This is a genomic window from Hyphomonas sp., from assembly GCF_016125515.1.
GTDB lineage: Bacteria > Pseudomonadota > Alphaproteobacteria > Caulobacterales > Hyphomonadaceae > Hyphomonas.
In genome coordinates this window covers 70,553-90,045 of record NZ_WGLO01000006.1, presented here as the reverse complement: position 1 = coordinate 90,045, position 19,493 = coordinate 70,553, and the positions used below count along the sequence as shown (strand labels likewise).

General features: G+C 60.0%; 17 protein-coding genes. 6 read left to right on the top strand and 11 right to left on the bottom strand.

Translation table 11 applies throughout. The features are described 5' to 3' along the window. Positions 1 to 8: 8 nt before the first annotated feature. Positions 9 to 1,043, bottom strand: coding sequence for a glycosyltransferase (locus GC148_RS05780; protein ID WP_291069510.1), 1,035 nt, complete (start codon positions 1,041 to 1,043; stop codon positions 9 to 11). 179 nt (positions 1,044 to 1,222) lie between these two features. On the opposite strand from GC148_RS05780, the gene GC148_RS05775 reads away from it, so the two are divergent. Continuing rightward, on the top strand, positions 1,223 to 3,040 hold the full coding sequence (locus GC148_RS05775; protein ID WP_291069509.1) for an ABC-F family ATP-binding cassette domain-containing protein: 1,818 nt from the start codon (positions 1,223 to 1,225) through the stop codon (positions 3,038 to 3,040). A gap of 81 nt (positions 3,041 to 3,121) precedes the next feature. Next, entirely contained in the window at positions 3,122 to 3,580 is a 459-nt protein-coding gene (locus GC148_RS05770) for a PAN domain-containing protein (RefSeq protein ID WP_291069507.1), read from the top strand. Here the strand turns inward: GC148_RS05770 and GC148_RS05765 are convergent. The 4 genes from GC148_RS05765 to GC148_RS05750 all read right to left on the bottom strand — a co-directional run bounded on the left by GC148_RS05765 (position 3,577) and on the right by GC148_RS05750 (position 10,835). After that, positions 3,577 to 5,175, bottom strand: coding sequence for a peptide chain release factor 3 (locus GC148_RS05765; RefSeq protein ID WP_291069505.1), 1,599 nt, complete (start codon positions 5,173 to 5,175; stop codon positions 3,577 to 3,579). The genes GC148_RS05770 and GC148_RS05765 overlap by 4 nt on opposite strands. A gap of 341 nt (positions 5,176 to 5,516) precedes the next feature. Beyond that, the gene (locus GC148_RS05760; protein WP_291069503.1) at positions 5,517 to 6,143 is read right to left on the bottom strand and encodes a response regulator transcription factor; all 627 of its coding nucleotides are present in this window, start codon (positions 6,141 to 6,143) and stop codon (positions 5,517 to 5,519) included. Next, positions 6,127 to 9,624, bottom strand: a complete 3,498-nt coding sequence (locus GC148_RS05755) for a PAS domain S-box protein (RefSeq protein ID WP_291069502.1) — start codon at positions 9,622 to 9,624, stop codon at positions 6,127 to 6,129. Before GC148_RS05755 ends, GC148_RS05760 begins: the two co-directional genes overlap by 17 nt. After that, complete coding sequence (locus tag GC148_RS05750) at positions 9,621 to 10,835, bottom strand: FIST N-terminal domain-containing protein (RefSeq protein ID WP_291069501.1); 1,215 nt, start codon at positions 10,833 to 10,835, stop codon at positions 9,621 to 9,623. The genes GC148_RS05755 and GC148_RS05750 overlap by 4 nt, the downstream gene beginning before the upstream one ends. 244 nt (positions 10,836 to 11,079) lie before the next feature. Here GC148_RS05750 and GC148_RS05745 point away from each other — a divergent pair, with 244 nt between their 5' ends. Both GC148_RS05745 and GC148_RS05740 read left to right on the top strand, forming a co-directional pair. Continuing rightward, entirely contained in the window at positions 11,080 to 11,694 is a 615-nt protein-coding gene (locus tag GC148_RS05745; RefSeq protein ID WP_291069499.1) for a response regulator transcription factor, read from the top strand. A gap of 19 nt (positions 11,695 to 11,713) precedes the next feature. Continuing rightward, the gene (locus GC148_RS05740) at positions 11,714 to 12,055 is read left to right on the top strand and encodes a hypothetical protein (RefSeq protein ID WP_291069498.1); all 342 of its coding nucleotides are present in this window, start codon (positions 11,714 to 11,716) and stop codon (positions 12,053 to 12,055) included. A 4-nt stretch (positions 12,056 to 12,059) separates the two neighbouring features. Here GC148_RS05740 and GC148_RS05735 read toward each other — a convergent pair whose 3' ends face one another. Then, entirely contained in the window at positions 12,060 to 12,275 is a 216-nt protein-coding gene (locus GC148_RS05735) for a hypothetical protein (protein WP_291069496.1), read from the bottom strand. A 347-nt stretch (positions 12,276 to 12,622) separates the two neighbouring features. Between GC148_RS05735 and GC148_RS15915 the strand changes: the two genes are divergently transcribed. After that, on the top strand, positions 12,623 to 12,910 hold the full coding sequence (locus GC148_RS15915) for a PilZ domain-containing protein (protein WP_366063224.1): 288 nt from the start codon (positions 12,623 to 12,625) through the stop codon (positions 12,908 to 12,910). 1,711 nt (positions 12,911 to 14,621) lie between these two features. On the opposite strand, the gene GC148_RS05730 is transcribed toward GC148_RS15915, so the two are convergent. The 5 genes from GC148_RS05730 to GC148_RS05710 form a co-directional block, all read right to left on the bottom strand. Next, positions 14,622 to 14,861 (bottom strand): hypothetical protein, encoded by a 240-nt coding sequence (locus GC148_RS05730; protein WP_291069495.1) that lies wholly within the window; start codon positions 14,859 to 14,861, stop codon positions 14,622 to 14,624. Positions 14,862 to 15,524: 663 nt separating this feature from the next. Continuing rightward, positions 15,525 to 15,896 (bottom strand): hypothetical protein, encoded by a 372-nt coding sequence (locus tag GC148_RS05725; RefSeq protein WP_291069494.1) that lies wholly within the window; start codon positions 15,894 to 15,896, stop codon positions 15,525 to 15,527. 62 nt (positions 15,897 to 15,958) lie between these two features. After that, positions 15,959 to 16,309, bottom strand: a complete 351-nt coding sequence (locus tag GC148_RS05720; RefSeq protein ID WP_291069493.1) for a DUF1491 family protein — start codon at positions 16,307 to 16,309, stop codon at positions 15,959 to 15,961. Positions 16,310 to 16,358: 49 nt separating this feature from the next. Beyond that, positions 16,359 to 16,667: a hypothetical protein gene (locus tag GC148_RS05715; protein ID WP_291069492.1), complete on the bottom strand. Its 309-nt coding sequence runs from the start codon at positions 16,665 to 16,667 to the stop codon at positions 16,359 to 16,361. 95 nt (positions 16,668 to 16,762) lie between these two features. Then, positions 16,763 to 18,301: a HAMP domain-containing sensor histidine kinase gene (locus tag GC148_RS05710; RefSeq protein ID WP_291069490.1), complete on the bottom strand. Its 1,539-nt coding sequence runs from the start codon at positions 18,299 to 18,301 to the stop codon at positions 16,763 to 16,765. Between the two features lie 202 nt (positions 18,302 to 18,503). On the opposite strand from GC148_RS05710, the gene GC148_RS05705 reads away from it, so the two are divergent. Next, entirely contained in the window at positions 18,504 to 19,469 is a 966-nt protein-coding gene (locus tag GC148_RS05705; RefSeq protein WP_291069488.1) for a hypothetical protein, read from the top strand. The last annotated feature ends 24 nt before the right edge of the window (positions 19,470 to 19,493 follow it).

Sequence of the window (19,493 nt, the reverse complement as noted above, 5' to 3'; positions counted from 1 at the left end):
CCGCGCCTCTAACCTGCCAGCATCCGGTCTGCGATAGTGGCAGCATACTGCTCGACATGCGCATGCCGAAGGATCCAGGCGCGGTTGGCGCGGCCCATCTCTTCACAAGCTTTCGCGTCACGCCACAGCGCTTCAATGGTTTCGGCCAGTCGCGCCGGGTCGGCAGCCGGAACCTTGATGAGGGAATCCAGGCCCGTATAGTCCGACAGGCCGGACGACTCGGTGACGATCACCGCCTTGCCCATGGCCATGCCTTCGAGCAGGCCGTTCACACCGGCCGCATAGGGCACCGCATTCAGCGGCACCACGACCAGCCGCGCCCCGGCATAACGCGTGCGCAAGTCGCCATAGGAAAGCCGTGTACGGTTGATTTCAAAATTGGCTGGCAGGTCGCCGTCCGTGGTGCCGGCTTGCGGGAAATAGCCCGAAGCCTGCACCCGGACCGGGCAGCGCACCCGGGCGGCGGCGGCAGAGAGCGTGTCATAGTCCCGGTTCTCCAGACCGCAGGCAAAGACATAGCCATCGCCTTCCGGAGCGCCGGCCAGGGCCGGATCGAAATAGGCCGCATCCACCGAGTCGTAGAGAAACTCGACCTTGCCGGCCGGCAAGCCGGCTTTCTGCACGAGCGCGTCGCGCTGCAGCGTGGAGACGGTGAAATAGGTTCCCACACGGGCCGTTCCGATCAGCCGGGCGGCCGTGCGCCATTTCAGGCTGTGACTGGCATGGATGACCGCCGACACGCGGCCTTTCCAGCCGGTCAGGTTGAGCATCGGCAGGAGGCGAAAGGCGATGTCTTCGCCGGTCAGGAACATGGCGTCCGCCCGGGCGCGCGCTTCAAAGGCGGCCAATGCCGCGCCGGTGGCCTTGTTGGATCCGGCCAGCCGCTTCGCGAGGGCGCCCTTCACGTCAGCGGGCGAGATGTAATCGGCCGACAAACTCGCCCGGATCAGTTCGAAATCGGCGCGCGGCTCGGGCGCCTTTGCGGCCGCAGCGTCCCGAACCGGAACAGCATTGCGCATCACGACGAGGTTACGACCGGACATCACAGATACTCCAGGGCCTGAAATCGGGCTTATACGCCCGGAATGGACGGGTTTGCCCGGCCCCGCTGCATGAATTCCCTCAAAAGCCTGCAATTTGGTGACCAGTTCGCCAACAGCACGAATTAACCAGACTCCGTGCGCCCCTAGCGCCGCCCCGGGCTGCGCGCTATCTCCCCGTCATGGCCCAGCCCCCCCTGATTTCCCTCACTGATGTCCGCCTCACGCTGGGCAGCAGCCCGCTGTTCGAAGGCGTGACGCTGTCGCTGTCCAAGGGCGAGCGCGCGGCGCTGGTGGGGCGAAATGGCGCCGGCAAGTCGACGCTGATGAAAATCATCTCCGAAGTGATCGAGCCCGACTCCGGCGAAGTCTGGCGCCAGCCCGGTATCACCTATGCCACGGTCGCGCAGGAGCCAGATGTCTCCGGCTTCGAAACAGTGCTCGACTATGTCGCCGACGGGCTGGATGGCGCCTATGTGGCCGAGGCCGAGATCATGGCCTTCGACATCGATCCGAAAGCCGATCCGAAAACCCTGTCCGGCGGGCAGAAGCGCCGCGCCGCGCTGGCGAAGGCCTTCGCGCAGGAGCCGACCATCCTGCTGCTGGATGAGCCGACGAACCATCTGGATGTGCCGATGATCGAGGCGCTTGAGACGCGCCTCAAGGCATTCAACGGCGTCGTGCTGGTGGTCAGCCACGACCGGCGCTTCCTGGAGACGGTGTCCACCAACACGCTGTGGCTGCGCCAGGGCAAGGTGCTGAAAAGCCCCGAAGGCTACGTGAAGTTCGACGAATGGGCCGAGCAGGTCGAACTGGAAGACGAACGCCAGATGCGCCGGATGACGACGCAGTTGAAGGACGAGCAGCACTGGCTGGCGCGCGGCGTTACCGGACGGCGCAAACGTAACCAGGGCCGCCTTGCCCGGCTGAAGGACATGCGCGTGCAGCACGCCGCCATGCGCAGCGCCCTCAATGACCGCAAGGCGACCGCCGAGTTCAGCGCGGATGCGGGCGGCGCGATGAGCAAGAAGGTCATCGAGGTCAAAGGCCTGTCGAAGACCTTCCAGACCGCAGATGGCCCGCTCGTGATCGCAAAAGACCTAGACCTGCGCATCCTGCGCGGCGACCGGATCGGCATCATCGGCCCCAACGGTGCCGGCAAGACCACACTCGTGCGGCTGCTGCTGGGCGAGATCGCGCCGGATGCCGGCACGGTGACCCACTCGAAAACGCTGCAGGTGACCTATCAGGACCAGACGCGTGACCACCTGAAGGCCACCGATACGATCTGGGAAGCGCTCGCCCCGATGGGCGGCGACTCGATCAACGTGCAAGGCCATCAGCGCCACGTCGCAGCCTATGCGAAGGATTTCCTGTTCAGCCCCGAACAGCTGCGCCAGCCGGTTGGCGCGCTGTCGGGCGGCGAGCGCAACCGCCTCGCCCTGGCCCTCGGCCTCGCCCAGACCTCGAACCTCCTGGTGATGGACGAACCGACCAACGATCTCGACATGCAGACGCTGGACCTGCTGGAAGACATGCTGCTGGCCTATGAGGGCACGCTGATCCTGGTCAGCCACGACCGCGCCTTCCTGGACTCCACGGTCACCAGCTGCCTGTGTCCGCTCGGCGGCGGCGAGTGGATCCAGACCGCTGGCGGCTGGAGCGATGCGCAGCAACAGCTCGCCGGCGTGCGCCGCAAGGCGGCCCAGCGCGCCGCCTCCGCGAAGGCTTCGCCGGCGCCCGCTGCCAAACCAAAGCCCCAGACCAAGCTCTCCTTCAAGGACGAACACCGCCAGAAAGAGATCGACGGGCTGATCCCCAAGCTGCAGGCCGAAATCGCCCAGCTGGAAGCCGATCTTGCAGATTCCGATCTCTACGCCCGCGACGCGGCGGCCTTCAACACCAAATCCAACCGCGCCGCCGCCGCCCGCACCCGGCTGGAAGAGATCGAGCTGGAATGGCTGGAAATCGAGGAAAAACGCGAGCGCATGACCAGCTGACACCCGCTCCGGCAAGGCAAACGCTTCGTTAACGCCCCCCGGCTATCGTCCCGCCTGATAGATTGCCTGCAGGAGTGTTCCATGCGTCTCGCCATGCTGTTCGCCGCCACCGCGTGTATCGGCCTCGTTGCCGGAGCTGACGGCGTGGCCCGCAAGGCGGTGTCGTCGCCCGAAATCGACCGGCTGACGGCAACCGAGACCTCCATGACGGGCGGCCCTGCCACACCCGGCTTCGAAGCCGGCATCTACCGCCACGGCGCCGCCTACCGCGTCGATACCGGCACCACCGCGCTCGATTGCCAGGTGGCTTGCGGCGAGGATGGCCTCTGCCAGGCTTGGTCCTTCGTCGAAGCCTATGGCAGCGCCGGTGCGCGCTGCGAACTCAAGCAGGGCGGCGGCAAGCGCGAAGAAAACCTGCTCGCAACCTCCGGCATCTCGCCGCGTCTCGACGCGGGTTTCTGGGGCGAGACGACGGTTGAAGTCGATGCGCCCGCCGAAGACCTCGCCGGCGAAAGCGCCGAACCGCCTCCGGCCAACTAGACCGACCGTTCTTTCGTAGCCGTGAACCGGATCCCCGGGTTCTTTTCCTGCGCGTAGCCCACGTCCCAGGCATTCTTCGCCAGATAGACCGGCGCGCCATCGAGATCGCTGCCTGAGGCGGACTTGTTCTTCTCCAGGAAGGCTTCCAGCTTGTCAGGATCGTCGCTGCTGAGCCAGCGCGCCACGTTGTAAGGCGCCGGCTCGAACATCACTTCGAGGCCATATTCGGCCGTCATCCGCTCGATCATCACCTCGAACTGCAGCTGGCCGACGGCGCCGACGATCATGTCCGACCCGATCTGCGGCGTGAACAGCTGCGTCACGCCTTCCTCGGCGAGGCTCTCGAGCGCCTTGCGCAGGTGCTTCGCCTTCATCGGGTCCTTCACCCGCGCGCGGCGCAGGAGTTCGGGCGCGAAGTTCGGAATGCCGGCGAACTGGATGTCGCCGCTTTCAGACAGGGAGTCGCCGACGCGCAGTTGGCCGTGGTTGGGCACACCGATCACGTCACCCGCATAGGCCGTCTCGGCGATCTCCCGGTCCTGCGCCATGAACATCAGCGGATTGTGGATATTCAACTGTTTGCCGCTGCTGGTCTTCAGGCGCATGCCACGCTGGAACTCGCCCGAGCAGAGCCGCAGGAACGCGACGCGGTCGCGGTGATTGGGGTCCATGTTTGCCTGGATCTTGAACACAAATCCGCTCACGGACGGGTCCTCGGCATGCACCTTGATCGTCTCGCCCTTGCGCGTGGCCATCTGGTCGCGCGGCTGGGGCGCATAGGTATGCAGCGTACGGAGCAGTTCAGCCACCCCGAAATAACGCAGAGCCGACCCGAACACGATCGGTGTCATGTTGCCCTCGATGAAGGCCGTGCGGTCGAAGGCCGGCAGCAGGCTGCGGGCCATCTCGATGCCTTCGGTCAGCTCTTCGTAGACGTAGGGATCGAGGTTCGCCTTCAGGGTCGCGTCATCGCCCGCAATCTCGGTCGCCGGACCGATCCGGGCGGGCTCGCCCACGCGGCGCTCGAACTGCAGGAACTGGCTGCGCTCCAGATCCAGCATGCCTGCAAAGCGCTGGCCGCTCGCGGCGGGCCAGAACAGCGGCGCGGTATCAAGCTGCAGCTTGTCCTGCACCTCGTCCAGCAGCGAAAGCGGCTCCTGCGCTTCACGGTCCATCTTGTTGATGAACGTGACGATCGGGATGTCGCGCATCCGGCACACCTCGAAAAGTTTCAGCGTCTGCGGCTCGATCCCCTTGGCGGCGTCAAGCACCATGACCGCGCAGTCGGCAGCCGTCAGCGTGCGGTAGGTATCTTCGGAGAAGTCTTCGTGGCCCGGCGTGTCGAGCAGGTTGAACATGTAACCGTCAAACTCGAACGACATCACCGAGGCCGAAACCGAGATGCCCCGGTCGCGCTCGATCTTCATCCAGTCCGAACGCGTCCGCCGCGTCTGGCCGCGCGCCGCAACCTCACCGGCCGCACGGATGGCGCCGCCCGCCAGCAGCAGGTTCTCCGTCAGGGTCGTCTTGCCCGCGTCCGGGTGCGAGATGATGGCAAAGGTGCGCCGCCGGGCGGCTTCAGTCACATGCGACATGGGTATGGGTTCTCTCTCTGGCGGAGGCCCTATCCGATTTCACGAACGGAATGAAGGGGCGGGCTGTCTCCGCCCAAGAAATCAGGGGCGAGCCCCAAACTGAAACGCCTCGCCGGCGGGCGGCGGCAAGTCAAGAGCATCCCAACCCGGCAAATTTGCCCTCAGAACGCGCGCGGCCAGACATCGGCGTCTTGCGGCTTTCCAGCAATCCGCGCCAATGCTCGAGGCCGCGCTTCAAAGGCCCATTCGCAATCGCCGAGGCTTGTTGCGCCGGCCGCGAAGCGCGCACCCTGGGCGACACACGCCCCGGGGCACAAATCCTATTGCCGCTGCGAACCCGATCAGAACATAAGCGCATCCATCGCAATGAGTGCGGCCTGGGTCCGATTTTGGACACCGAGCTTTCTGAAGATCATCTTCAAATGCAATTTAACAGTCGGGGTTTGGATTCCGAGTTCGCGGGCAATCTCCTTGTCTGACCGACCTGTGCAGATCTGCCTGAGCACTTGATGCTCGCGGTTGGTCAAGGCTCTCGCAAGTGGGCGCTGATCGGCATCCTTCGATCCCAAAAGTGCTTGCGGTGTAAAGAACGCTCCACCTGTGATCATGTACCGAATGGCACTTGCAAATGACGCTGCAGGCATCGTCTTTGAGAGGAAACCTGCAGCCTTCAGGCTGGAAACCTCTTCAATAACGTGCCGGACTACGAATCCTGAGATCAATGCGACACGCACACCTTCAGAAAGCGCCAGTTTCAAACCCTCCAGACCGTTCATTCCGGGCATGCGGTAATCAAGCAGGACAAGATCGAACGGGCCATCACGTCGCCACGTGCTCGCCGCCTCATCAAAGTCCGAAACCGCAACGACATCCATCGAAGCTTCCTGACGCAGGTAAACGGCGAGCGTATCTCGCAGCAGCTCATGATCGTCTGCAAACAGGATTCTGCACTTACTCTGATTGGTCATAACACGCTTTGCCCAGTATACTTGATGCCAATGTGATGAGGCGATCAGGGGCAATTCGTTTGCCGACAATCAGCTCAAAGAGTTTATCCGACCCAACCGATGTCCTACTTCGCCAATCGGGATACCCGGTCATGAGAATGATCGGAAGATCCCTTCGCAAGTTCTTGGCGCGACGTGCTAGTTCGGCACCCGTCATCGTTGGCATGTCAAAGTCCGTAATGAGAAGGTCCCACGCTTCAGGAGCTTCTTGCAGGGCTTCAAGTGCCACCTCTGGATCGGATACAGCCGCAACTTCCGCGCCTGCCTTCTCAAAAAACACTGTAAGAACGTCCAGGACATCCTCATTGTCGTCGACTAATAGAACCGACCAGTTTTCGAGTTGAGCCACAACCGGAAGCATATCGGCATCTGCGATGCTACTCGATCGCGCAATCGAAGTCATTGGCCACATGATCTTGATAGTGGTTCCAGAGCCCGGTGACGACACAACGAATATGGCTCCTGAATTTGCGTCCACGATGCTGGATACGATCGCGAGTCCCAATCCGCTTCCTCCATCGCCCTTGGTTGTAAAATAGGGTTGGAAGACCTGATCGCAAAGACCGGCGTCCATCCCCATGCCATTGTCGGAAACTTCCAGGACAGCATAGTCAATCCCGCCAACGAGAGATCCGACGACTGGCTTACCCGACATGTCACCTGGAAGTGCCGTCCTTGCGGAGAGGGATATTTCTGGGCGTTCCAAACCATCTGGAAGTGCATCGCGTGCGTTCACACCGAGATTCAAAAGGATTTGCAGCACATCGGTCGGATCCGCTTCCAGTTCGAGGTCCGGATCTGGCAAATTCAGGATGAGGCGAGTGCCTGACCGCAGACCAGCGCGCAGCAAATCGGCGGCTTCGGCGATACGCTCTGAGAGGCTCAACAGCTGGCGGTCGGGGACCCGCGCGCCCTGGGCGAGCAATCGATGGACAAGCTCTGAAGCTCTTTGCGTCGCAAGCAAAATACGGCGGGCATGTTCATTCGAGCCGCCTTCCGACGCCCGCTCAATCAAAGTCGCAGAGCCGGAAATCGACGCGATCAAATTGTTGAAATCATGGGCCAAACCAGCCGCAACTTGACTGAGCGCCTCGCGGCGCTGCGCCAACTGCAAGGCTTCTTGAAGGTGCGTTCGCTCGCTTTCAGCAAAGAGCCTTTCAGCAATATCACGCGTAATGCAAACAATGCCACCATCACTCTTCAATGTCAGAGAAACCTCTTGCTCGATCGTGCTACCGTCGAACCGAAGTCCAGCGATCTCACCTTTCCAAGCGCCCCGGCTTTGCAGCACAGGGAAGGCATGATTCTGAAGGAATGCGAGCTTTTCGGCCGAATAAAGGACACTCCAATGCTGGCCGATGATCAAATGCTCAGAAGAAATTCCGAACATCTCCTGATGGGCAGAGTTCATGTACACAAAGAGGCCGTCGGCATCTGTAACGGCGATGCCATCGCGGGAGGCATCTGTGGCCGCCGCGAGATCAGCGCGTGCCTGGCGTTCCGACCGCTCTAGCTGATCCAGCCTTACCTTGCGTTCCGTAATATCAGTCTGAACAGCCATATAGCCCGAAAGTTCGCCCGACGTGTCCCAAGTGGGGTGGATATCCATATCCACCCAATAGGGCTGACCTGAGCGGTCATAATTCAGGATTTCGCATTGAATTGCGCTACGGCGGCTAAACGCAGTCCGCATCGCTTCAACTGTACGAGGATCGCTTAAATCACCTTGCAATACCTCACCCGGACGGCGCCCGACCACCTCGTCGAGCGCGTAACCTGAACGCTTTTCAAAAGCCTCGTTCACCCAAACGATTTCTCGGTTCGCATTGGTGATGATCACCAGATTCGACGTGCGCCGCACAATGCTGCCGAGACGTTCAATCTCCTCAATCTGCTTATGTTCACGCGTGACGTCCCGGATCACCGCAAGATAGCCACATTTACCCTCGTTGCGCTCCATGGGCCGGCGCGAAATCGAAACGTTGAACCAGTGCCCTTGCCGTTTGAGGCGCAAGAAGAACACAACGTCTGATGTCTGCCCGCTCGCTTCCACATGATGCAGCACCGCATTTATTTTAGCCGCCGCGCTTCGGGGAAGCACATCCTCTGCCCGGGAACCGATATAGGATCCGGGATTGTCAACCAAGGCTGACATCCGGTCGGAATAGAAGCTCGTCATACGACGGTCCTGATCGAGTTCAACAACCAGATCCGGCAGCGCGTCTAACGTCGTGCGCAATTTACAGGACTGGCGGTAGAGCTCCACTTGACTGTCCGCGATGGCCGCTTCGACAGCCTTTCGTACCAACAGGCTGCCGACGACGCTGGCCAAGGAGCGCAGCAGATTGATCTCGCCCGTTAAAAATTCACGCTCACCTGAAGACGATGTGAAGGTTGCGATTCCAAATATGCTGCTCTCCCGCAGGATCGGGACGCCGAGCACCCTGCCGCAAGGCCCTCGCTGGGTTGGGCGCGCTGCGGCGTCCGATTCCTCCGAAGCAAACCCGTCCGAAATGTAACAAGGCTGGCCTTCTTTGAGCAACGGATAGTGGTCGAACAACCGAGCGGCGCTTTTGAATTCAGCCTCGCCAAAAAGATGATCAGCGCCATCGCCGTGCCAAAGATAGGCACATTCGAAGTCACCATCTGCGTTAAGCTTCAGCAAGCAGACGCGCTGCAATCGAAGTAAGTTGCCCATTCTATCGAGCGATCTTTGGACAGCCTCATCAATTTCTTCGCTCTTCACACTCAGCAGATCGGCAAGGATCTGAACGATGAGATCCTGCGCCTCTGCAAGTCTGTGAAAGGCGCTGTTGATTGCCTCAAATCCGGGGTCGAGATTTCTAGCGACAACGAACTCGGACTGCGCTCGTCCGCCCGACAACGCCCCAGCCAATGCTATGTTCTGCAGTCGCAATCGCGTGTGCTGAATCGTCTGAGAGAATGCAGCCGCTGCGCGCTTGAAGAGCTGCACCTCAAGTGGGCCAGCAGCGCCCTTGTTATGCGACACGCAAGCGAGAACCGTAAATGCCTCAGCGGACTGGCCAATCGTCGTAGAAACCCAGCTGCGAAAACACATGATCTTCGAAGGCCAGTCAACGCGCGTCGGGACAAGACTGACATCGGCAATCACGCGCAGCTTCGAGAACGGCTCGGCGCCCGAATACCACGATACTCCGACAAGCTCAGGATGCGTGGCGTAACCAATCCGCGCCGTTCCCGACACGCGATCAACCGAGAGGACTATTGACGCATCCGCCTCAAGCGCGTCCCGGATCGCGGCGAGCGTCACACCGATCGCTTCATCGGGATCCAGGTCTGAGTGCTCATGCCGCAAAATGGCGAGAAGCAACTCATTTTCCTTCTTTGATCTCGCTTCTCTCGATCTGGAGAACTCGACCTCGAATAATGCAGATCTCAAAACCTCAGATTCCGACATCATCCGACAACCGCCGGATTGCCGAAGATTGTGCAAGATATCATCAGATTTGCATGCTGGGACTGGCCGCCCAAAACCTGCCCTTGTTCACCGAATGAAAACATAACCAAAAACGGAATAGGCCCCAAAGTGTCAGCGATGCTGCGCCGCACGGTTTCCATTTCCTCCTCCACTGCAAGCATGCAGCCGCCGCAGAAAACGATCAGAGCGCACGAGCATTGTGCGCCCTTGGACTGCAGGTCAGCCCGGGCCAGGCACGCTAGTCGGCCAGCGCGCGCGACAATGCTTTGTTTCGTCCCTTGCATCAAAAAGACTTCATCGCCCTCCTGGACATCCGCGAACAAATCTAACGAGCCATCCGCATGGACAGCAGCGGGATGCAACAGCAAATGGAACGGCACGGAGGCCAGATCTCCGGACACCTTGCCGAGCGGGATCAGCGTCGAGTCTGGCAATAATCCTTTTGGATCATCCCCATTGGTTAAATGCGGAGCCGGGCGATCGGACCAATCAAAATATACATCGCCGGCGGGCCGATGATCGATCTCGTAAAGACGCCTCTTGTCAGATTTTGTTACGCGACCAGAACGGCCAGCCGAAGCGTAGCCGCATTGAAACACACTAGACACAGCCCCTGTGATGAACATTGCCGTGACCGCCAGCCCCTCACAAAACTGCGCTTCTCTCGTAAACTGGCACCACTGCCCCGAAATGTCATTGTCAGCGCTTGACCCACCTACGATCAACGCCCGATCGCCCACGACCTCCTTGATAGCCTCGACCGCCAACTCCTCCTGGCCCGGCGCCGCAGTCAGCCAGACCAGGTCTGGCACCTCTCCCGGCCGACCTGCCTGTTCAAGTGCAGACAACAAGGCTTGCCTGGCCGCGAGCTTCGGATTGTCGCCACAGGCTCTGGCACTCGATCCGTAGGCCCCGTCAGGGTCCCAAACAGCTAAGGCGCTTAGTGCAAACCCACCAGACAATTCTACACGCTCTTCATTCATGGAACCGCGGCAGCTCGTTCCCCCGTGGATCTGCGCATCCGGAAGTCGGCTCGAAACAAGCTGTCGAATGGCGCCAATATTGTGGGTGCAGCTGGCAAATACAAACAAGAGATCGGGCTCGTCAGAACGGTCGGCAAGAAGATCGCCCAGGATCGACTCGCAAGCTTCCGCAGTGTCGCTCTCGCTGGATATCGCGGATTTGAACTTCAAAACTTGCCTCATGCCTCCAGGGCCTACCAGACGACCTGACTAGCACATCCGTTTGGGTGATGAACCTACTCAAAAGAATAGACCAGATCCTGATTGCCGACCACATCAGCGCAACTGCGCAAGCTCAATCGTCTACCCTTACTCCAATTGGACTAGTTTCAGCACCGCGCTAAATGAACAAAGATATGCCAAAAAGCTGAGTCGATTAAGGGTCCGCATGACGTCCGCTCAACGCCTACGTATCATGCTTGCCGACGACCAGAAGCTGTTTGCAGAATCCGTCGTCGCCCTACTTTCGCAAAACTGGCCCAATGCGCTCATCGAAACTGCGACGGACTACAGCGCCCTTTTCCGGGACCTCAAGGCACATGCGCCCTTCGATTTCATTATCGTTGACCTCAGAATGTCTGAGGATGACGCAGAGCCTTACTTACAAAAAGCACGCTGCATGGCGCCAGGCGCCGTTTTGATTTTGATCTCCGGCAGCCCTGATGCCTTCGAGATCGGCAAGGCTCTGTCGACAGGGGTAGATGCATTCGTGCACAAAAATCAGGGAGCTGACGACCTAGTTGATACAATTCGGCGCTTCCTGGGCGAACGCATCATGGAGCGTGCAACTGTAAAAGAGCCAATCTCTAAAGAGATTGTGGGCATCGCGTTAAGTCGCCGCGAGCGGCAAACACTGAACCTCATTGCAGCTGGTCTGGAGACAAAAGAGATAGCTCAAGCACTCAAAATCGCTCCTACAACTGTCAAAATCTACATCAAATCTTTGCTCAAAAAGACAGGGTGCTCCAATCGAACCGCGCTCGCCGTGCTGGCGATTAATTCCGGCTTTGTCAATCGATCCGACGCGTAGATCAGAAATCTGGAAACCAATGCGCGCCCTTCTGATTCAAAACCTCGAACGCCGCCTTCCTCAACTTTTGAGCGTCGCCCAGTTTCTTGTCGGACAAGAACGAGGCAGCGAAGAAATACTGGAAGATTGGCTCTCAAAAGTGCTCGAACGAACGTCCGCCGCCGACTTCGTTTCTTTGAGCGAAGCACACCTTTTTGCAAGCTGTTGCGCTTTCTTCCTGATGTCGGAAATTTCACTCGAGATCAGCGATATGGATCAACGACTTGAAATTGCGATCGCCGAAGTCGCAGCAATTACGCGCGAACGCGAGACGTACATCCGGCAAATTTTGTTGCCCGCGGCACAATCACTCAAAGAATGAGGCGTCAGAATTCGCCTTGCATCGATTTCACAAAAAGTGAGACGGTAAATGCAAGCGGAAACCCCGTCGCCTGCATTCCGATCGCCGACACAATCAATACGATAAGAAGCTTTGCGAACTTCGCGTTCAGCGCAATTAAAACCACCAACACCGCAGAAACGAGCTGAGAGGCACGTGTGCCGCTCGAGACCTGCCGGCAACTTGTTACAAACGGCCACATCTGCGCAATCCCTGTCCATCAACAATGGCGATCGAGTCGGACAAGTATTGCGTCTACCGCCCCTCCTTCATACCTCACCATAAGGAGTAGGCATTGCGCCGAGCCCACCGAACTGCCTTGATCATGGCTGCGGAGAAATCGTACGCGGCCGAAGCGGACAATCCAAAATCGGCATACACCGCATTTCCAAGAGAAGAGCCCATGCACCAGGGATTCGAACTGCACACGTCAATGCGTACACGGAGATCATGCATATTCTTTGGATTACTCACTTTGGCCGAATACCCACGACGTTGAAAGCCGGCGATGTAAGAAGTGAAAGCTGATATCAGTCGGAGGGGAACAGTATGCCAAAGTCCTTGCCGTCCGCTAAGGTCGAGTCCGAGTACCGCCAACATGCGCGGCGCCGAATGCTGAAATCGGGCCGGATTATTTTCAACAATAGCCGATCAAGTCTCGACGTTCAAATTACGGACCTTTCGGCGTCGGGCGCGAGACTAAAAATGAGCATACCGATGCCTTGTCCCGCTCTATTTAACCTGGAGTTTCTGCACCCGGCTGTCGGGTCTCCAGCCATTCGGCGGTGCGCGCTGCGCTGGCAGCGCGGAGAGACCTGCGGAGTCGTTTTTATCTGACGAGCGGAAGCAGGATATCTGTGCCTAGCGCGACTCGCGCTAAAAAAGATCAAGTAAGCAGATCAGCACTGCTGCTTAACCGGCACACAACCAGCCGCAGTATGAACGCCACAGGACACGTTTGTCAGATGGCGCATGCCGCCGATTGATTTCGCTCCCGCCAAACGACCGAATTAGATGAATAACCAATACGCCGCGCGCTGCCGATGGAGACTTTTGCCTACTATTGGCGTCGGCGTCTAAGCCGCCATCTTTTCATGCCGCCTTCGCGCTGCACACGCCTTAGTGATGCGGATCATATGCGGGAACCGATTACAAAATTTCTTCAGCCTGATTGCTCAGAAGGCCAACCAGCTTATGTCGCCTCGAGCCTGGTCATTCCGGCCGGAACCATTACGCTCAAACATATCCCTTGATCAGGAACTTCGGGCTCGACTATTCCGTATGCGGATTTAGTCAAGCCCAAAGTTCACCAAAGCGGGGGCAAGGGGACGCACGCCGCTTTGTTAACCAACTTTATGCGCTCGGCCTTCAGGCGTCGACCTATCCAAAAGAGTAGAGTGCCCCCAGGATCGAGGACGCCGATTCCTGCCGCCTATGACAAGCTCGCCGATACGAATTCAAGACGCCCGTTTGCAGACCGAATCGAAGGCCCACAGGCGCGCCGCCCCAAAGCGCCCGCCCCTCAACCAACGGCGATGGCAACAACGCTCACAATTGGATGAGCATATTTCGAGGGAAGCAATCGTAGCGCGGCTCAAATCGCTCCGGCCACGACCAAGGCTAACCACATGATACCGTCGCCAATTGCAGGTATCGTTACCCCAAGGACAATCGAAGTCACTGCCCCGCTCACAATCACAGAAATCAATCCTATGAGCCGATATGGATCTACTCTCACCGTGCGCGCGTCCGCCTGCATTTCCATGAACACCTCTTTTTGCCTCTTAGAGTTAGAATTGCATTCGCTTTGCCGGCAGATGCCGATCTGACACTGATGCGCCCTATCCACCTCCCAAGTAAAAACAGCAGCATCCCGGCATCGAACGCGCAACCATCCCCAAGGGACTAACCCATTCGGATAGGTTGATGTTGCGAGAGTTTGAAAGAATACTATTTCATGGAGAAATCATTCGATGCGAACACGGATGATCTGTCCAATCTTTGACATTACCATTCCTGGAGGCCGGTCTTTTCTCTAAAGATCGGCCTCGTTTTTGTTTGGAAGCCATCAAAGGTCCGGCGCGCCTCGACATAGGACTTCTAGAAAAACAACGGTCACTATAGCTGTCAAACCTCGCCGGTACGGGGCGATCGCCAGCGCGCGTTGCTGAACCCGCAGGCGCGCTCACCTTGACGCTCGGCGACCACGCCATGCGCTCCAAACTCGGGCGGACACTTCGCCCTGAGCGCCAATGGGGTGCACCCTACCCCGATTCCGGCGCGCGGCGCGTTTCATCGGCTTTTGTGCCAGAATCCCGAGCACGGGAATCTGATCGCGCGAGGCAGACAAGTTCTATCTGGATCAAGGAAAATGCGGCTTTGCCGAATTACTTATCCATTTGGATATATAGCCTATTCTTTTGCGCCGAGCACGAGGTGAGCGGTCCAATTGGCTTGGCATAGCGGTTGCTCTACCAAACCTGCGCAGATGGGGTGGGGACGCTCGCTGCATGAAGGGTCCGGTGTCAGGGGACGGCACCGGATCCTTCTAAACAAGACCTTCAACGTCGCCCCTCGCCGCGCCGGGATCGGTCAATCTTTTTGCGGTGCCGCCGCTGCCTATCCGCACACGCCGAGCAGGCCAATGCGTCCAATCTTCCACGCGTTGCTCTGATTTCAAAAACGCATCGAAGGCACGTTTTAGGACGAAAGCGGGTGTGCGCGCACACTCGACCTTGTCATTGCGGATCGCACCGGTACCGGCGACCAGATCATTTTTCTGTTTCACGGCGGACACCCATCTGCCGTTATTTGGACAGAGCGAGACGATCTGGGAGACCCGGCGTTTAAGAATAGATTGGTCGAGCAAACCGTGCCTCTGCCGGGCTGCTGGCGATGATTCTCCCGCCCTGGTTTTTTCCTGCGTTTAATGACCGAAGCGGCATGGCGCGGCCATTGAGGATAGCCCTGTCAGTCTGTTTCAATGCTTAGTCGCATTTTACACTGATGTGTGAGTGTCCATCATTGGGATGGCGCCTGTTGTCGACGTGTCGGCGCTTTTAATCCAATGCCATGCCGGGGACCCGGAGCGTGGCATGGGAGCTTCCAGCGTGCTGACTTGCGGCCAACAGACTGGATCGAGGTTGCCTGTCGTGTTGCCGGGCTCTGCGGCATTTCCTGGCAGTTCAGTTGGAACTGCCATAGGCAGAAGCAGATTGGCGGCCAGCATGGCCTGATGTTCAAACGCCTGGCGGTCTACGATAACCTTGCGTTGGATACAGATTTTTAACGCGTGAGCCTGCTCGGCACAGTGGCCACGATGACGGTGAAGCATTTTCAGACAAAAAGCGGGACCAGCATTGGGACGCGGCTTGCGCGACCATGGCGTTGCACGTGTCACCGCGGTGAAGGTCCTTTGACGCCGATCCGCTCAGGAAAGCCTTGCTCGCCGTCAAGCGGCGCGCTGCCAGATCTGGCGGATATCGGGCTTGGCGCCCTCTGCAAGGCGGGCACGCACCGCTTCGAGGATCGACTCCGGCAAGATGGTCAGGCGCGGCTCGGCCACGCGGCCTTCATGCACCGGGAAGAGGGCCGCATTGGCGCCCGTCTTGGCGATGATCAGGGCGGCAAGATCCGCCACCATCGCCTCATCCGGCTGGATACTCTCGTCGAGGCAGGCCTGCAGCTTTTCGCGGGCGAATTCGATCGCGTCGCGGGCCCGCATCGCATGGGCATCCTCGAACCCGAGCAAGGGGCCGCGTTTCAGGAGGCGCAGTTCGGGCGCCTCGATCTCGGTCACGTACTCGTTCAATAGGAACAGCATCGCTGTCTCGCCCCTGTTCATCCCAGCGAATCACAACGTGCTTTCCTGCAGTTAACGGCGCGTTACCGAGGCGCCGGTTCTTCCACCGGCTCGGTCAGAAAATGGCGGCCCTGGCGATCCTCGATCTCGACAATCCACAGGTCGCTGTCACGCCCCCGGGCCCGGGCCAGGTAGGCATCGACGCTCGTCTCGTCCGGGCCGACGCCCTGGGCCGCAAGATTGAGGAACATCCGGTCGCCCTCAAGGGTCATCGACGGGAGGTAGGCGGCCGCCGTGCCGTCCAGGCGCGCGACCTTGATCAGCACGTCTCCGCGGCTGTCATCGCCATGCTGGACGACAAAAGCACTTGATCCGGCGACTTGCGCGCGCCGGATCAAGGCTTCTATCCACAGGCGTGTGGGCAATCGATCCATGCATAAGACTCCCGCGTTCAGGCGTCCGTTGCAAGCCGCTTGCGACAGGTCAGCCTTCCGAGGCGCCCATCATGCAGCTCATGCCGGCCGACATCAGCGCGCCCATCACGGCGCCCTGCTTCTCGGCGGGCAGCTCTTCCATCATCTTGTTGCCAGCCTCTTCGCCGGCCGCCATGGCGGTGGCGACAGCTTTGAACGTGTCCTTGTCGAGGTTTTTCTCGAGGCTGTCGGCGATGCACGTGCAGTTGGCGTCAGACTCGCCGCTGTCGGTGCAGGCTTTCACCATGGCCACTTTCGGGCTGCCGCCACAGGCTGTCAGCGCAAGCGCAGCAATGGCGGCAAATACAAACTTCTTCATCAGGCATTCCCCTCACAAATGAACGCGGACGGTCGCATGGTTTTTGCGGCAGGGAAACCGAATTTTTCCGCGCTCCGTCCGGGCCTTCAGGCGCTTTATTGGGCGGCGTCTTCCAGCGGGGCAATGTCAGCTTCGGCGGCGCAGGGGAGTGTCACCTCGACCCGCGTGCCCTTGCCGGGCTTCGAGGTGATCTTCAGGCTGCCGCCGTGCAGTTCGGCAAACCGGCGCACCACCGACAGGCCGAGTCCGGTGCCAGGCTTCGCCCCTGTGCCTTGCGCAAAGGGTTCGGTCAGCGTCGCCAGATCGGCCCCGGCAATGCCCGCGCCGCGATCGGTCACGCTCAGATGCGCCGCGCCGCCCTCGATGCGCGTTTCCAGTTTCACGGTCTTGCCGCTGTCTGAATACTTCACCGCATTGGAAACAAGGTTTTGCCAGATCTGTCGCACCGCTCGCGCATCGGCTTCGGCCCAGACTTCGCCGGCCGCTTTCATCTTCAGGGTAATGCCGCTGCGCTCGGCCTGACCCGTCAGCTGGCGGATGACCGACTCGCCGGAGGCTGTCAGGTCCACCGGTTCCGGCTCCAGGCGCGGCTGGCCCGCTTCGGCGCGCGCCAGGTCAAGGATGTCATCGACCAGCAACAGGAGGTCGGTGCCGCTTTCGTGGATAATCGAGGGATAATCCGCATACGGCTTCGGCATCGGCCCCATCAGCTCGGCCTGCATGATCTCGGCATAGCCAAGGATCGCGTTCAGCGGCGTCTTCAGGTCATGGCCCAGCGACGCGAAGAAGGCCGTGCGCGATTTCAGCTTGTTCTCCAGCTCGGCGATCAGCTCCGACGGTGCGGTGGGCGTCTCATCCGGCGCGTCCACGAACAGGAGGTGGCAGCCCTTGGCATGGCGTTCGGCCAGAACGCGCACCCGCTGGCCGGAAACGAGTTCGCCGGTCACCAGCCTGCGGCCGGTTTTGCCCGGTGGTGGCAGTTCGAATTCGTGGTCCGTGAACAGGCTCTTCAGCGCCGAACCGGGGCGCATGGTCACCAGGCCGAACGTGTCGCCCTGCACGCGGCGCAGACGGCCCTCCGGCGTGACATCCACCCAGCTGATGCCGGTCATGTTGATGGGCTGCGGGTCGGGCTCGGTCGCGGCCGGCTCGGCGGCTTCGGTGGGCACAGGGCGGGCGGCCTCGGCGCCCCGCTCGGTTACGAGGTGCCAGATCTTCAGAGCGGCCAGTACCAGCCCCGCAAAGGCGAACGGCGGCGCCAGTTCAGCCGCGCCCGGCGGCGGCGCCGGGATCCAGCCCAGCGGGCGGGCGATGAACACGCCAAACAGGGCCAGCGTCGAAAACGCGCCCGCTTCGGTGGCCATGCGCGGCGCGCCGGCCAGCAGCGCCGACAGCGGCGAGATCACAAGCAGGAGGATCAGCGGCGAGGTGCCCCCGCCGGTCAGGACAATCGCCACCAGCGCGCAGACGAGCCAGGAAATAACCGCCATGCCCCGCCAGATCGTGTCGCCCGCGCCCGCCACCGCATAGCCCGTCAGGCCCGGCACCAGCGTCAGGATCGCGGCCACAAGGAGGCTCAGCATCGGCGCGCCGGCGATCCCGCCGGATACAGCCGCCGTCAGCCCCAGCGCCATCCAGGCTAGGTGAACAAAGTGTAATCGCTTCTGCGCCGCTTTGGGGGCCAACTCTTAACACCCCATAGAGAAATCTTAGGCATTCTTGCCGGATCAGGTGCCCGGTCTGCTGTATTTGTAATGCGCAAATATCACAAGGCATGGTTCCCCATACCGGGAAGTTCGGGCAACAGTAATCGCGTGTCGCGTGAGGGAGTTTAGAATGAAGACCTCTGGGGTGATTGCCGCTTTGATCTGCGGTTTCGGGGTTTCTGGCATGGCAGCGGCTCAAGCCACTGATACCATTTCGGAAAACGCCGCTGTTTACATGACTTACCAGTCGGATGCGGACGAAGTGGCAGCGACGCCGTTCAAGTCTGCAGGCGATATCGACTCGGCGCTCAACACACTCGGGTCCTACAATGCCGACCAGCTGACCCGCGGCTGGATGGCGTATTCGGCCCTCGTCGCCTCGCGCGACCCTGAATTCAGCGCCACCGTGCGCGACATCGAAGCCTTCTACGGCCGCGAGCCGGTGATGAAGAGTTTCGCCGCCGGCAACAATTATGCCCGCTCGCTCAAGGGCGGCGACAATGCCGTCGGCGGCGCCATCGCGGTGACGGATGGCGACCTGCCGAAAATCTATTCCAACGCCGCTGTCATCAAGGAACAGGGCTACTCACTGCAGGGCTATGGCTGGGCCAAGTCCCGCATCCGCGACGGTGGCAAGCGCGCCGAGGCGGTGAAACTCCTGCAGGGCAAAGCCAAACCGGCGGACAGCCTGATCGTGAACGCCCTGACTGAACAGGCCCCGCTGTCCGACGGCGCCAAGGCCGGCATCATCAATGCCGCCGCCAATGCCGAAGACGTCGCCGGCGCCGTACGCCTGCCGGCCTTCCTGACCACCGGCTTCACCGGCAACCGCCAGAAAGTGAAATACGGCAAGGAAGCCGTTGCCAACCAGATCGCCTCGCTCGCCGCCATGCGGGTGATCGGCGCCAACTCGGTCGACCAGGCCCGCCTTGCCAAGGTGATGATGGAACCGGGCGTGCAAAGCTGCCTGAAGATGCAGAACCTGCAGCTGCAGGGCTGTGTCGCCGGTGTCGGCCAAGAATTCGAACTTCCGCACTGCATCAGCCAGCACACGCTGTCTGAAGTCGCTGACTGTCTGGGCTCAGTCTACAAATAGTCCACACACTTCTAGACTCTCTCG

What these genes read in the sequence shown, in the direction of transcription:
- GC148_RS05780 (WP_291069510.1), bottom strand. Translation starts at nt 1,043, where the DNA reads ATGTCCGGTCGTAACCTCGTCGTGATGCGCAATGCTGTTCCGGTTCGG.
- GC148_RS05775 (WP_291069509.1), top strand. Translation starts at nt 1,223, where the DNA reads ATGGCCCAGCCCCCCCTGATTTCCCTCACTGATGTCCGCCTCACGCTG.
- GC148_RS05770 (WP_291069507.1), top strand. Translation starts at nt 3,122, where the DNA reads ATGCGTCTCGCCATGCTGTTCGCCGCCACCGCGTGTATCGGCCTCGTT.
- GC148_RS05765 (WP_291069505.1), bottom strand. Translation starts at nt 5,175, where the DNA reads ATGTCGCATGTGACTGAAGCCGCCCGGCGGCGCACCTTTGCCATCATC.
- GC148_RS05760 (WP_291069503.1), bottom strand. Translation starts at nt 6,143, where the DNA reads ATGACCAATCAGAGTAAGTGCAGAATCCTGTTTGCAGACGATCATGAG.
- GC148_RS05755 (WP_291069502.1), bottom strand. Translation starts at nt 9,624, where the DNA reads ATGATGTCGGAATCTGAGGTTTTGAGATCTGCATTATTCGAGGTCGAG.
- GC148_RS05745 (WP_291069499.1), top strand. Translation starts at nt 11,080, where the DNA reads ATGCTTGCCGACGACCAGAAGCTGTTTGCAGAATCCGTCGTCGCCCTA.
- GC148_RS05740 (WP_291069498.1), top strand. Translation starts at nt 11,714, where the DNA reads ATGCGCGCCCTTCTGATTCAAAACCTCGAACGCCGCCTTCCTCAACTT.
- GC148_RS05735 (WP_291069496.1), bottom strand. Translation starts at nt 12,275, where the DNA reads ATGTGGCCGTTTGTAACAAGTTGCCGGCAGGTCTCGAGCGGCACACGT.
- GC148_RS15915 (WP_366063224.1), top strand. Translation starts at nt 12,623, where the DNA reads ATGCCAAAGTCCTTGCCGTCCGCTAAGGTCGAGTCCGAGTACCGCCAA.
- GC148_RS05725 (WP_291069494.1), bottom strand. Translation starts at nt 15,896, where the DNA reads ATGCTGTTCCTATTGAACGAGTACGTGACCGAGATCGAGGCGCCCGAA.
- GC148_RS05720 (WP_291069493.1), bottom strand. Translation starts at nt 16,309, where the DNA reads ATGGATCGATTGCCCACACGCCTGTGGATAGAAGCCTTGATCCGGCGC.
- GC148_RS05715 (WP_291069492.1), bottom strand. Translation starts at nt 16,667, where the DNA reads ATGAAGAAGTTTGTATTTGCCGCCATTGCTGCGCTTGCGCTGACAGCC.
- GC148_RS05710 (WP_291069490.1), bottom strand. Translation starts at nt 18,301, where the DNA reads ATGGCGCTGGGGCTGACGGCGGCTGTATCCGGCGGGATCGCCGGCGCG.
- GC148_RS05705 (WP_291069488.1), top strand. Translation starts at nt 18,504, where the DNA reads ATGAAGACCTCTGGGGTGATTGCCGCTTTGATCTGCGGTTTCGGGGTT.